12 protein-coding genes are annotated in these 12,231 nt (G+C 71.6%); 11 read left to right on the forward strand and 1 reads right to left on the reverse strand.

Annotated features, from left to right (window positions below):
* The first annotated feature begins 40 nt into the window (after window positions 1-40).
* Together F6J84_RS03780 and F6J84_RS03785 are read left to right on the forward strand one after the other, a co-directional pair.
* A complete protein-coding gene (locus tag F6J84_RS03780) occupies window positions 41-265 on the forward strand; it encodes a Sp36 family protein (RefSeq protein ID WP_150894650.1) in 225 nt (74 codons plus the stop codon).
* Window positions 262-732, forward strand: coding sequence for a RidA family protein (locus tag F6J84_RS03785; protein WP_150894648.1), 471 nt, complete (start codon window positions 262-264; stop codon window positions 730-732). Before F6J84_RS03780 ends, F6J84_RS03785 begins: the two co-directional genes overlap by 4 nt.
* A 78-nt stretch (window positions 733-810) precedes the next feature.
* Here F6J84_RS03785 and acs read toward each other — a convergent pair whose 3' ends face one another.
* Window positions 811-2,781, reverse strand: coding sequence for an acetate--CoA ligase (acs, locus tag F6J84_RS03790; RefSeq protein WP_150971509.1), 1,971 nt, complete (start codon window positions 2,779-2,781; stop codon window positions 811-813).
* A 372-nt stretch (window positions 2,782-3,153) separates the two neighbouring features.
* Between acs and F6J84_RS03795 the strand changes: the two genes are divergently transcribed.
* The 9 genes from F6J84_RS03795 (at window position 3,154) to F6J84_RS03835 (ending at window position 12,229) form a co-directional block, all read left to right on the forward strand.
* Complete coding sequence (locus F6J84_RS03795) at window positions 3,154-4,173, forward strand: TadA family conjugal transfer-associated ATPase (RefSeq protein WP_150971511.1); 1,020 nt, start codon at window positions 3,154-3,156, stop codon at window positions 4,171-4,173.
* Window positions 4,161-5,090 (forward strand): type II secretion system F family protein, encoded by a 930-nt coding sequence (locus tag F6J84_RS03800; RefSeq protein ID WP_238702586.1) that lies wholly within the window; start codon window positions 4,161-4,163, stop codon window positions 5,088-5,090. Before F6J84_RS03795 ends, F6J84_RS03800 begins: the two co-directional genes overlap by 13 nt.
* A gap of 61 nt (window positions 5,091-5,151) precedes the next feature.
* Entirely contained in the window at window positions 5,152-5,394 is a 243-nt protein-coding gene (locus tag F6J84_RS15430; protein ID WP_191905742.1) for a DUF4244 domain-containing protein, read from the forward strand.
* Window positions 5,391-5,729, forward strand: a complete 339-nt coding sequence (locus F6J84_RS03810; protein ID WP_150971513.1) for a TadE family type IV pilus minor pilin — start codon at window positions 5,391-5,393, stop codon at window positions 5,727-5,729. The genes F6J84_RS15430 and F6J84_RS03810 overlap by 4 nt, the downstream gene beginning before the upstream one ends.
* On the forward strand, window positions 5,729-6,070 hold the full coding sequence (locus F6J84_RS03815) for a helicase (protein ID WP_150971515.1): 342 nt from the start codon (window positions 5,729-5,731) through the stop codon (window positions 6,068-6,070). The genes F6J84_RS03810 and F6J84_RS03815 overlap by 1 nt, the downstream gene beginning before the upstream one ends.
* A 62-nt stretch (window positions 6,071-6,132) precedes the next feature.
* Window positions 6,133-8,853, forward strand: a complete 2,721-nt coding sequence (topA, locus tag F6J84_RS03820) for a type I DNA topoisomerase (RefSeq protein WP_275094022.1) — start codon at window positions 6,133-6,135, stop codon at window positions 8,851-8,853.
* A complete protein-coding gene (tmk, locus tag F6J84_RS03825; protein WP_150971517.1) occupies window positions 8,850-9,479 on the forward strand; it encodes a dTMP kinase in 630 nt (209 codons plus the stop codon). The genes topA and tmk overlap by 4 nt, the downstream gene beginning before the upstream one ends.
* A 60-nt stretch (window positions 9,480-9,539) precedes the next feature.
* Window positions 9,540-10,694, forward strand: coding sequence for a DNA polymerase III subunit delta' (locus tag F6J84_RS03830; RefSeq protein WP_150971519.1), 1,155 nt, complete (start codon window positions 9,540-9,542; stop codon window positions 10,692-10,694).
* A complete protein-coding gene (locus F6J84_RS03835) occupies window positions 10,691-12,229 on the forward strand; it encodes an alpha/beta hydrolase (RefSeq protein ID WP_150971521.1) in 1,539 nt (512 codons plus the stop codon). The genes F6J84_RS03830 and F6J84_RS03835 overlap by 4 nt, the downstream gene beginning before the upstream one ends.
* Window positions 12,230-12,231 lie beyond the last annotated feature (2 nt).

The following is a 12,231-nucleotide window of genomic DNA, read 5'->3' on the forward strand; positions in this document are numbered from 1 at the left end:
GGCGGGGGACCGCCCACGATCCACCTGACCGGGAGTCGCAATGACGACGTGGGAATACCTCACCACACCTCTTCTCATCCACAACACCGCCGCCATCCTGAACAACTGGGGCAAGCAGGGGTGGGAGCTCGTGCAGGTCGTCACCGGCCCGGAGGGCGGTCTCGTGGCGTACCTGAAACGACCCGTCGACGCCGATTCGTCCGCGAACGCGGGACTGGCCGCGGCAGCGGTCGCCGCGAAGCAGTTCGAGGGGGAGCGGTCGTGACCTCGCCGCAGGAGCGCCTCGCCGCGCTCGGTCTGGAGCTGCCCGAGGTGGCACCCCCCGTGGCCGCATATGTCCCCGCGAAGGTGCACGGGGACCTGGTCTACACGGCGGGTCAGCTGCCGTTCGTCTCGGGCGCCCTGCCGGCCACGGGCAAGGTGGGTGAAGGTCACGGACTGGTGACTGCCGCCGACGCCTACGAGTACGCGCGCCGCAGCGCACTGAACGCCATCGCCGCCGCGGCCGCCGCTGTGGGGGGCGTCGACCGGCTCACGGGAGTGTTGAAGGTGACCGGGTTCGTCGCGTCGGTTCCCGAGTTCACCGGGCAGCCGGGTGTCATCAACGGCGCCAGCGAGCTGCTCGCCGAGGTCTTCGGCGACGACGGCCGCCATGCGCGTTCCGCCGTGGGCGTGCCGGTGCTGCCTCTGGACAGCCCCGTCGAGGTGGAGGTCGTCTTCACCGTCGCCTGAGCCGCGCACGGACGACGAAGCCGAGGTCAGGACGCATCCTCCGGGATGTCCTGACCTCGGCTTTACCGTCGGATGCGGCTACTTCACCTGAGCGGAGATGACCGACATCACCGCCGTGTCGGCGAGCGTCGTGGTGTCGCCGACCTCGCGCCCCTCCGCGACGTCGCGGAGGAGGCGTCGCATGATCTTGCCGGAACGCGTCTTGGGCAGTTCGCCGACGATGTACACGTCGCGGGGACGGGCGATCGGGCCGATCTGCTCGCCCACCCACGCGCGCAGGGTCTGGGCGAGTCCCTCGGGGGAATGCGCCTTGAGGTAGCTCTCCTTGATGATGACGAAGGCAACGACCGCCTGGCCGGTGGTCTCGTCGCTGGCCCCCACCACCGCCGCCTCGGCGACCGCTTCGTTCCCGACCAGGGCCGACTCGATCTCGGCGGTGGAGAGCCGGTGCCCGGAGACGTTCATGACGTCGTCCACCCGGCCGAGCAGCCAGACGTCCCCGTCGTCGTCGAGCCGGGCACCGTCCCCGGCGAAGTAGAAGCCCTGCTCGGCGAACTTGTCCCAGTAGGTCTCGACGAAGCGGTCGGGGTCCCCCCAGATGCCGCGGAGCATCGCCGGCCACGGCTCCGTGATGACCAGGAGGCCCCCGTTGCCGTTCCCGACCTCCTGGCCGGCGTCGTCGACGACGTCCACGGTGATGCCGGGCAGCGGCACCTGCGCCGACCCGGGCTTCGTCTCGGTCACCCCGGGAAGGGCGGAGATCATCATCGCGCCGGTCTCGGTCTGCCACCAGGTGTCGATGATCGGGGCCCGGTCGCCGCCGATCACCGAGCGGTACCACATCCATGCCTCCGGGTTGATGGGTTCGCCGACGGAGCCGAGCAGCCGGAGGCTGGACAGGTCGAACTGCTGCGCGACCTGGCGGCCGATCTTCATGAAGGAGCGGATGGCGGTGGGGGCGGTGTACAGGATGGTGACGCCGTACTTCTCCACCAGCTCCCACCAGCGGCCCGGATGCGGGGTGTCCGGCGTCCCTTCGTACATCACCTGGGTGGCACCGTTCGCCAGCGGCCCGTACGTCACGTAGGTGTGTCCGGTGATCCAGCCGACGTCCGCGGTGCACCAATACACGTCGGACTCCGGGTGGATGTCGTGCACGACCCGGTTGGTGAAGGCGGCCTGCGTCAGGTAGCCGCCCGAGGTGTGCAGGATGCCCTTGGGCTTACCGGTCGTGCCGGAGGTGTACAGGATGAACAGCGGGTTCTCCGCCGGGAAAGCCTCCGCCACGTGCTCGGCGGATGCGGCCGGCACCACCTCGTGCCACCACAGATCCCGTCCCGGCGTCCAATCCACGTCGTTCTCGCCGCGTCGCACGACCAGTACGTGCTCGACCGTCTCCTGGACGCCCGAGCCGTTGCGGTCGGCGAGCGCGAGGTCGACGGCGGGCTTGAGCGCGGAGACCCGGCCCTTGCGGTATCCGCCGTCCGCCGTGATGACGAGCTTGGCCCCGGCGTCGTCGATGCGCGCCCGCAGGCTGTCGGCGGAGAACCCGCCGAACACGACGGAATGGACCGCGCCGACCCGTGCGACCGCGAGCATCGCCGCGACCGCCTCGGGGATCATCGGGAGGTACACGGCCACCCGGTCTCCGCGGCCGATGCCGAGCTCGGTCAGGACGTTGGCGAGGCGTTTCACCTCGTCTGTGAGTTCGGCGTAGGTCACGCGCCGCTCGTCGCCCGGCTCGCCCTCCCAGAGCAGGGCGACCCGGTCGCCGTTGCCGGCCTCCACATGGCGGTCGAGGCAGTTGTACGCGACGTTCAGCTCTCCGTCCTCGAACCAGGTGGCGAAGGGCGGGTTGCTCCAGTCCAGCACCTTGGTGAACGGCGTCTGCCAGTGCAGCAGCTCGCGCGCGCGGTCGGCCCAGAAGCCCTCGCGATCGGTCGCGGCCTGGTGGTAGAGGTCCGCGGTGCCCACGGCGGCCGCGGCGAAGTCCTCGCTCGGCGCGAATCGGCGGTCCTCGTTGAGGAGATGGTCGATCTGGCTGCTCATCTGTGCTCGCTCCTTTGCGGCTCGCCGTGACGGCGGGGGTGACACGGGGCGCAGAGACTGGCCCGCCTCCATTTTCCGGGGACGTCGGGGGGCGTCGCCACCCCCGTTAGTTGGTGCCCACGCACCGCCGCGCCGCGAGGGTTTGGCACCCGTCTCCGACCTTGCGTAGGCTCGATACGCCCGTCTTCGGACGGGGTGCGCGGCCGTCCTCACCCCCCAGTTCGAGGGGCCGCCACGGCGGCATCCCTACCCCCCAACGGGATGCCGCCCCTTCTTCTTCTTGGCTTCTCCCCAGCCGTGGGGGACGGCCCTTCCTCCACCGCTCGCCGCGGACGCGACCGGCTCGCCCGGAGCGAGCCCTAGCGTCGGGGCATGCCGCATCCGTTCGTCGTCGCCCCGCGCGGTGGTGCGCCGGTTGCGGCGGCGGTCCCCGGCGATCGACGGCCGCGGGAATCACCGCTCGATGGCCTGCCGGAGATCCTGCGTCGCCACGTCGACGACCCGGATGTGACGGACGTGTTCCTCAACGGCGCGTCCGGGTTGTTCGTCGACCGCGGCGACGGGGCTCGGCCGGTGACGGGGTGGCGTGCCGACGAAGAGGAGGTGCGGGACCTCGCGGTGACGCTCATCGCGTTGGGTGGCCGTCACATCGACGACGCCACCCCTTGTGTCGATGTGCGGCTCGCCGGCGGCATCCGCGTGCACGCGGTGCTCCCGCCGGTCTGCGCCGATGGAACGACGATCTCCCTCCGCGTGCCTCGTCGGACGCTCGCCGGGTTGGCGGATCTCGAGCGCGCGGGGATGTTCGACCACCGGGGTGGGGAGCGTCTCGCGGGACTGGTGGCGGACCGGGCGAATCTGCTCGTCACCGGCGCGGCGGGGACCGGCAAGACCACTCTGCTGGCGGCGCTGCTCGGCGCTGCCCGCCCGGAGGAGCGGATCGTGACGATCGAGGATGTCGCCGAACTCCGGATCGACCACCCGCACCATGTGCGCCTGGAGGCGCGGCAACCGAATCTCGAGGGTGCCGGCGGAATCGACCTGGCACGGCTCGTGCGGGAGGCTCTGCGGATGCGACCGGACCGGCTGGTGGTCGGGGAGTGTCGCGGGGCGGAGGTGCGTGAGCTGCTGTCGGCGCTCAACACCGGACACGACGGCGGGGCGGGCACGTTGCACGCGAACGGTCTGGCGGACGTGCCGGCTCGGCTCGAGGCGCTGGGCGCGCTGGCCGGGCTCGGCGACGGGGCGCTCGCCCGTCAGGTGGTCAGCGCCATCGGCTGGATCGTCCATCTCTCCCGGGGTGCGGACGGCCGGCGGCACGTCGCGGGACTGGGGCGACCACGGCTGGAGGACGGCCGGCTCGGGGTGGAGGTGCTCCCGTGGCCGGGCTGATCCCGCGACGCCGCACCCACGCCGACCGGACGCCGGAGGTCGCGCTGCGTCTGGCCGTGCTGCTGCAGGCGGGTGTCGCCCCGGCGCCGGCCTGGCGCTTCCTGGCCGACTCGGGGGAGCGGGACGCGGCGGAGATCCTCGACGCCCACGCGGCGGGTGCGGACCTGGGAGCCGCGATCGGCTCCCAGGGCGTCCGGTGGCAGGCGGTGGGTGCGGCCTGGCAGGTGGCCACATCCGTCGGTGCGCCCCTCGCCGACGCGCTCCGCGCGGTCGCGTCCGCCTTGCGGGATGCGGACGACTGCCGTGACGAGGTGCGGGTGGCGCTGGCGGAACCCGCCTCTACGGCGCGCCTGATGAGCTGGCTGCCGCTGGTCGCGGTGCTGCTGGGGTTGGCGCTCGGCTTCGACACGCTGGGCGTGCTCACCGGAACCCCCGGGGGAGTGACGTGCCTCGTGGTCGGCGTGGTGCTGACGGTGCTCGCGCGCCGGTGGAACGCGCGTCTGGTCCGGTCGGCGGGTCCGCCGCCCGGCGTGCCGGGGCTGCGTGCCGAACTCACCGCCATCGCGCTCAGCGGGGGCGTCTCGCTCGAGCGCGCTCGCCGGCTCGCCGCCGATGCGCTCGGCACGGCGGACGAGCGCCCGGTGCGCGCCGCGGCCGCTCCCGACACGTCGGAGGATGCGGACCTGGAGCGCATCCTCGGGCTCTCCCGAGACGCCGGCGTCCCGGCGGCGGAGTTGCTGCGGGCGGCCGCCGCGATCGCCCGGCACCGCGCGCGGACGGACGGCCGGATGCGGGCCGCACGCCTCGCCGCGTCCCTCCTGCTGCCGCTCGGCGTGTGCGTCCTGCCCGCGTTCATCGTGCTGGGCGTGGCCCCGATGCTGATCAGCATCCTGTCCTCCACATCCCTCGGACTGTGACGCCGTGACCGTCCGTGCTGTCCGTGCCCACCATCCGTGCCCCGAACCGAAAGGAAGATCCATGTCCCCGACTCCCCGTGCGCGCCGCATCCGCAGACGGCCCCACGTCACCCCGCTCCCGCCCCTCGGCACCGCCCGGGCGAGGTCCCTGTTCGCCGATGAGAGCGGCGCCGCGACCGCCGAATACGCGATCGCCACGATGGCGGCGGTCGCGTTCGCCGGCATGCTCGTCGTCATCATGCGCTCCGACGCGGTGCGGGGGATCCTCGAGGACCTCGTGCGCCGCGCCCTGACGGTCGAATGAGAGGCCGGCTCGGCGACCGCGGCTCGGTCAGCGCCGAGTTCGCGGTCGCCCTGCCGGCGATCGTCCTGCTCGTCGCCCTGTGCGTGGGCGCGTTGTCGACGGCGTCCCGGCAGGTGCGCCTCCAGGACGCGACGGCGGACGCCGCGCGGCTGGTCGCTCGCGGCGACGACGAGGGCCGCGCCTTCGCCCTCGTGGCAGGCTCGGTCGGCGGTGCGCGCAGCACCCTCGCCCGCGAGGACGACCTCGTGTGCGTGGTGGCCTCCGCCCCGGCCGGTCCGGTGCTCCCGGGGGTCCGCGTCCACGCGCGATCCTGCGCGCTCGACGGGGGACGCTGATGCCGGGCGCGGCCACCTCGGCGGGCATGCTCGCCGTCCTCGCGACCGTGACGGTCGGGCTCGCCGCGGTCGGCGCGGGGGCCGTGCACGCGCAGCGTCTCTCCGCCGCGGTGGACGCTGCCGCGCTCGCTGCGGCCGACGCCGCGTCCGGGGCGATCTCGGGCGTCCCGTGCGACCGCGCCGGCCGGATCGCAGCCGAGGGGGCGTTCGACGTCGTATCCTGCGAGGTAGAGGGAATCACCGCAACGGTCCGGATCAGTGGCTCGTTCGGTCCGTTCCCCGCCATGGCCGTCGCGCGAGCGGGGCCGCCACCCGGCCAGACGATCGTCGTCGGCCGATGATGCCTCCCAGCAGCCTGCCTTGCGCGAGTGTGTATGGTGTGCAAACGACGAAAGGACCTCTGTTGGCACAGGGCGCGAAGACGAAGACCGGTCAGGGCAAGAAGCTCGTGATCGTCGAGTCGCCGACGAAGATGACCTCCATCCAGGGGTACCTGGGTGACGGCTACGAGGTCCTCAGCTCCGTCGGCCACATCCGCGACCTCGCGAGCAAGAAGGACATCCCGGCCGAGAAGAAGGCCGCGTACGGCAAGTACTCGATCGACGTCGACAACGGCTTCGAGCCCTACTACGTGATCAACGATCGGAAGACCAAGACGGTCACCGAACTGAAGCGCGCGCTGAAGGACGCCGACGAGGTCCTGCTCGCCACCGATGAGGACCGTGAGGGCGAGGCGATCGCCTGGCACCTGCTCGAGGTACTCAAGCCCAAGGTCCCGGTCAAGCGCATGGTCTTCCACGAGATCACCAAGGACGCCATCCGCGCCGCCGCGGAGAACACGCGCGAGCTGGACCTCGCGCTCGTCGACGCGCAGGAGACCCGCCGTGTGCTGGACCGCCTGTACGGGTGGGACGTGTCCCCGGTGCTGTGGCGGAAGGTCGGCAGCGGCCGCGAGGGTACGGCGCTGAGCGCCGGGCGCGTGCAGTCCGCCGCGACCCGCATGGTCGTGGAACGCGAGCGCGAGCGCATGGCGTTCGTCTCGGCCGACTACTGGGGCATCGAGACCCTCGCCGTCAAGGACGGCACCGGCTTCACTGCGCGCCTGGCACGCATCGATGGAGCGCCGCTCGCACGAGGAACCGACTTCGACGACCGCGGCAAGCTGAAGAAGGCCGTCATCGTGCTGTCCGAGAAGGACGCCCGCGAACTGGCCGCCGCGATCGAGCAGGTCGGCGAGGTCACGGTCTCCAACCTCGAGGCCAAGCCCGGTACCCGCAGCCCCAAGGCGCCGTTCACCACCTCCACCCTGCAGCAGGAGGCCGGTCGCAAGCTCTCGATGAGCGCGAAGCACGCCATGAGCGTCGCCCAGCGTCTCTACGAGAAGGGGTACATCACCTATATGCGCACCGACTCGACCTCGCTGTCGAGCCAGGCCATCCAGGCCGCTCGCGAGCAGGCGGTCGCGCTCTACGGCGACCGGGCCGTGCCCGCCAACCCGCGCACCTACGCGAGCAAGAGCAAGAACGCGCAGGAGGCGCACGAGGCGATCCGCCCGTCCGGGGAGAACTTCCGGACCCCCGCCTCCGTGGCCGGGCAGCTGGATCGCGACGAGCAGCGCGTGTACGAGCTCATCTGGAAGCGCACGGTCGCGAGCCAGATGTCCGACGCGAAGTACGAGACCACCACGACCACGCTGTCGCTGACCGCCGGCGGCAAGTCGGTGGAGTTCACCGCATCCGGCACCGTCTACACCTTCAAGGGCTTCCTGGAGGCGTACGAGGAGGGTCGCGACGAGAAGCGCGGCGACGCGGACAAGGCCGACGACCAGGCGCTGCCCGCGCTCGCCGTCGGCGATGTGCTGGCCGCACGGGACGTCGAGCCCAAGGGACACAGCACGAACCCGAAGCCGCGGTACACCGAGGCGAGCCTGGTGAAGGCGCTCGAGGAGCGCGGCATCGGCCGTCCCTCGACCTTCGCCAGCATCATCGACGTCATCCTGGACCGCGGTTACGTGAGCAAGCGCGGACAGGCGCTCGTCCCCAGCTGGCTGGCGTTCAGCGTCGTGCGGTTGCTGGAGGAGCACTTCGCCGACCTCGTCGACTACGACTTCACCGCGGCGCTCGAGGACGACCTGGATGCCATCGCCCGCGGCGAGCAGCGGCGCGAGCAGTGGTTGCGGGACTTCTACTTCGGTTCGGAGAACCACGCCGGGCTCCGCAACATCGTGGACAACCTCGGTGACATCGACGCGCGCGAACTGAACTCCACGCGCATCACCGACACCGCCACGCTGCGCTTCGGCAAGTACGGCCCGTACCTGGAGGTCGTCGAATCGGACGACCCGGAGGCGAAGCCCCGCATCGTCAACGTCCCCGAGGACCTCGCCCCCGACGAGCTCACCCCGGAGAAGGCGCAGGAGCTCATCGACGCGCCGGTGGCGGGCGACCGTGTGCTGGGGGAGAACCCCGAGAACGGCAAACTCGTCGTCGTCAAGGACGGCCGGTTCGGACCCTACGTGCAGGAGGTCGAGCCGACCGATCCGGAGGATGCGGACGCGTCCACCGGGGAGGTTGTCGAGGCGCCGAAGAAGCGCGGGGCGAAGAAGGTCGCCGCGCCGAAGCCCCGCACGGCATCCCTGTTCAAGAGCATGTCGGTCGACACGATCGACCTCGAGACCGCGCTGAAGCTGCTGGACCTGCCGCGCGTGGTCGGGGTCGACCCCGCCACGGACGAGCAGATCACCGCGCAGAACGGCCGGTACGGTCCCTACCTGAAGAAGGGCGCCGACTCCCGGACGCTCGAGAACGAGCAACTCATCTTCGACGTGACGCTCGAGCAGGCGCTGGAGATCTACGCACAGCCGAAGTACGGTGCCCGGCGTGCGTCCAGCGCGCTCAAGGAGTTCGACGCGGATCCGGTCAGCGGCAAGCCGATCAAGGTGAAGGACGGCCGCTTCGGCCCGTACGTCACCGACGGCGAGACCAACGCCACGATCCCGCGCGGCGAGACCGTGGAGGACGTCGACTTCGAGCGCGCGAAGCAGTTGCTCGCCGACAAGCGTGCGAAGGGACCGGCCCCCAAGCGCAAGGCGACGACCCGCAAGCCCGCCGCGAAGAAGAAGTGAGCGGGCACGCGCCCGGTCTCTGGGTGACCTTCGAGGGCGGCGACGGCTCGGGCAAGACCACGCAGGCCGCGCTGCTCGAGGAGTGGCTCAGCGGGCTGGGGCGGACGGTGCTGCGCACGCGCGAACCGGGCGGCACCGAGGTGGGCGTGCTCGTGCGCGACATCGTGCTGCACCACCGCGGGGAGATCTCCCCGCGCGCCGAGGCGTTGCTCTACGCGGCCGATCGTGCGCAGCACATCGACACGCTCGTGCGTCCGGCGCTCGCCCGGGGCGAGGTGGTGATCCAGGACAGGTATCTGGACTCCTCCGTGGCCTACCAGGGTGCGGGCCGGGTCCTGGACGCGACCGAGGTCCGGGACCTCTCGCTGTGGGCGACGGGCGGTGTCCTTCCCGACGTGACGGTGCTGCTGGACCTCGATCCGGACACCGCGCGGCGGCGGCTGGATGCGGCGGACAAGCCGTTCGACCGGCTTGAGGCGGAGCGGGCGGACTTCCACGAGCGGGTGCGCGCGGCGTACCTGGATCTCGCCGCAGCGGAGCCCGGACGGTTCGTGGTGGTCGATGCCGGGCGTCCTCCCGCCGAGATCGCCGCGGCGATCCGGGACCGCATCGCCGCCCTGCTGTAACTGTGCACGGAAGCGGTCGGCGGGCCCGTGCGGGTCGCTGCTCGCAGTTAGGGTGAATGCATGCAGTCTGCGTCCGCCACCATCCCCTGGGGCGAGGTCTGGGGCCAGGACGAGGCGGTCGGGATGCTGCGTTCCGCGGCCGAGGATCCGGCCCAGATGACCCATGCCTGGCTGATCACGGGGCCCCCCGGTTCCGGTCGGTCCACCCTCGCCTACGCCTTCGCCGCCGCTCTCATCGCGGAGCCCGGCGACACCTCCGCGATGCAGCAGGTGCTGTCCGGGACGCATCCCGACCTCACGGCGCTCCGCACCGAGCAGGTCATCATCCGGATCGAGGAGGCGCGGAAACTCGTCGAACGCGCCTATTTCTCCCCCTCGCTCGGACGCTACCGGGTGATCGTGGTCGAAGACGCCGATCGGATGGCCGAACGCACTTCCAACGTGCTCCTGAAGGCCCTCGAGGAACCGCCCGAGCGCACCGTCTGGGTACTCTGCGCGCCCAGCGACGCGGACCTGCTGCCGACGATCCGCTCCCGGGTGCGGACCGTGCGCCTGCACGAACCCGATGTCGACGACGTCGCCCGACTGATCGTCCAGCGCACCGGCACGGATCCGGCGATCGCCGCGCAGTCGGCGCGTCACGCCCAGCGGCACATCGGCATGGCGCAGCGGCTGGCGACGGACGCGGACGCGCGGACACGCCGGGACGCCACACTCCGTGCGGTGCTCGCCGTGCGCAGCGTCGGCGACGCCGTGGAAGCGGCGGCGCGGATCGTGCAGGCCGCGACCGAGGACGCCAAGGCCCTCACCCTCGAACGCGATGAAGCCGAGCGGGCGCAGTTGCTGCGCACGGTGGGCATCGCCGAGGGGGCAGCCGTGCCGCCCGCGGTGCGGTCCCAGCTGAACGCCCTCGCGGACGAGCAGAAGCGACGGGCGACCCGGAGCCTGCGCGACGGGATCGACCGCGTGCTCACCGATCTCCAGTCGATGTTCCGCGACGTGGTGATGCTGCAATTCGGGCGTGAGGAGGGGCTCATCAACCTCGAGCTCGCCCAGGAACTACGCTCCCTCGCCGAGATCTGGGCTCCCCCCCGCACGCTGCTCGTCCTGGACGAGATCGCCCTCACCCGCCGGAACGTGGAGCGCAACGCCGCTCCGACCCTGGCGCTGGAGAGCCTGCTCGTCGCCGTCGTCACCGGAAGGTCCGCTTCATGAGAACCCCTGCCCGGGCGCTGCGCCGCGCCGCCGTCGCGACGATCGCCGTGGCGGCCCTGCTGTTGTCGGGGTGCTCGTTCCTGCCCGACCCGCCGGCGCCCTCCCGCAGCGCGACGCCGGACGTGTCCGGCGTCGACGAGGACCTGGTGCCGTTCTACTCCCAGGAGCTCGCGTGGGAGGACTGCGGCACGGGCTTCGACTGCACCACCGTGCGGGCTCCGCTCGACTGGACGGATCCGGACCTCGGCGAGATCGGCCTGGCGATCATCCGGCAGCGCGCGACCGACGGCGACCCGCTGGGATCCCTCCTGGTCAACCCGGGCGGCCCCGGCGCGAGCGGGGTGGAGCTCATCCGCGACAGCATCGGCTTCGCCACCGGCGAAGCGCTGCAGCAGCACTACGACGTGATCGGCTTCGACCCCCGCGGCGTCGGCGAGTCCACCGCGGTGCGCTGTCTGGACGCGGCCGGCATGGACGCGTACCTCTACGACGTGCCTGCGGCTCCGCGCGGCACGCAGGAGTGGACGGACGAGCTGAACGCCCGCAACGAGGCGTTCGCCGCGGCCTGCGACGCGAACAGCGACGGCATCCTGCCCTACGTCACAACCGTCCAGGCGGCGCGCGACATGGACCTCCTGCGCGCCGTGCTGGGCGACGAGACGCTGAATCTGCTCGGGTACTCGTACGGAACGTTCCTCGGCGCCACCTACGCGGAGCTCTACCCGGAGCGGGTGGGCCGCTTCGTCCTCGACGGCGCGATCGACCCGCAGACGTCCGAGCTGGAGGTCTCCACCACGCAGGCGATCGGTTTCGAGTCGGCCCTGCGCGCCTACATGGCGTCGTGCCTGCGCACGAGCGACTGCCCGTTCGCGGGCACCGTCGACGACGGTATGGCCGACATCGGGACGCTGCTGGCGAGTGTGGATCGCGCACCGCTCGCGGGCGCCGACGGACGGCGTCTCGGCGCCGACACGCTCCTCACCGCCATCATCGCCGCGCTCTACAACCAGGGGAACTGGCCGACGCTGACCACGGCGTTGCGGGAGACCCTCCAGGGGAACCCGGCGACCGCGTTCCTGCTCGCCGATTTCTACTACGCCCGCAGCGACGGACGCTACACGGACAACTCCACGGAGGCGTTCCTCGCGTACAACTGCATGGACTACCCGGATGCGCCGACCCCTGAGCAGGAGGAGGCGGCCCGGGCGGTGCTCGCCGAGAAGGCGCCGACCGTCGCACCGTACTGGGACGGCGTGGATCTGTGCGAGGTGTGGCCGTACGAGCCGACCGGCACCCGCGACGCACTGACCGCCCGGGGGGCCGCACCCATCGTCGTCATCGGCACCACGAACGACCCGGCCACGCCCTACGAATGGTCGGTCGCCCTGGCCGACCAGCTCGCCTCGGCCGTGCTCATCACACGGGTGGGGGAGGGCCACACCGGGTACCTCAAGGGCAACGAGTGCGTCGACGAGGCGGTCGAGGCCTACTTCATCGACGGAACCGTGCCCCGGGACGGGCTGCGCTGCGAGTGACC

Source organism: Microbacterium caowuchunii (genome assembly GCF_008727755.1).
Classification (GTDB): domain Bacteria; phylum Actinomycetota; class Actinomycetes; order Actinomycetales; family Microbacteriaceae; genus Microbacterium; species Microbacterium caowuchunii.

Bases quoted from the DNA above. Each gene is read 5' to 3' on its own strand.
- F6J84_RS03780 (WP_150894650.1), top strand. From the start codon at position 41: ATGACGACGTGGGAATACCTCACCACACCTCTTCTCATCCACAACACC.
- acs (WP_150971509.1), bottom strand. From the start codon at position 2,781: ATGAGCAGCCAGATCGACCATCTCCTCAACGAGGACCGCCGATTCGCG.
- F6J84_RS03795 (WP_150971511.1), top strand. From the start codon at position 3,154: ATGCCGCATCCGTTCGTCGTCGCCCCGCGCGGTGGTGCGCCGGTTGCG.
- F6J84_RS15430 (WP_191905742.1), top strand. From the start codon at position 5,152: ATGTCCCCGACTCCCCGTGCGCGCCGCATCCGCAGACGGCCCCACGTC.
- F6J84_RS03810 (WP_150971513.1), top strand. From the start codon at position 5,391: ATGAGAGGCCGGCTCGGCGACCGCGGCTCGGTCAGCGCCGAGTTCGCG.
- F6J84_RS03815 (WP_150971515.1), top strand. From the start codon at position 5,729: ATGCCGGGCGCGGCCACCTCGGCGGGCATGCTCGCCGTCCTCGCGACC.
- F6J84_RS03830 (WP_150971519.1), top strand. From the start codon at position 9,540: ATGCAGTCTGCGTCCGCCACCATCCCCTGGGGCGAGGTCTGGGGCCAG.
- F6J84_RS03835 (WP_150971521.1), top strand. From the start codon at position 10,691: ATGAGAACCCCTGCCCGGGCGCTGCGCCGCGCCGCCGTCGCGACGATC.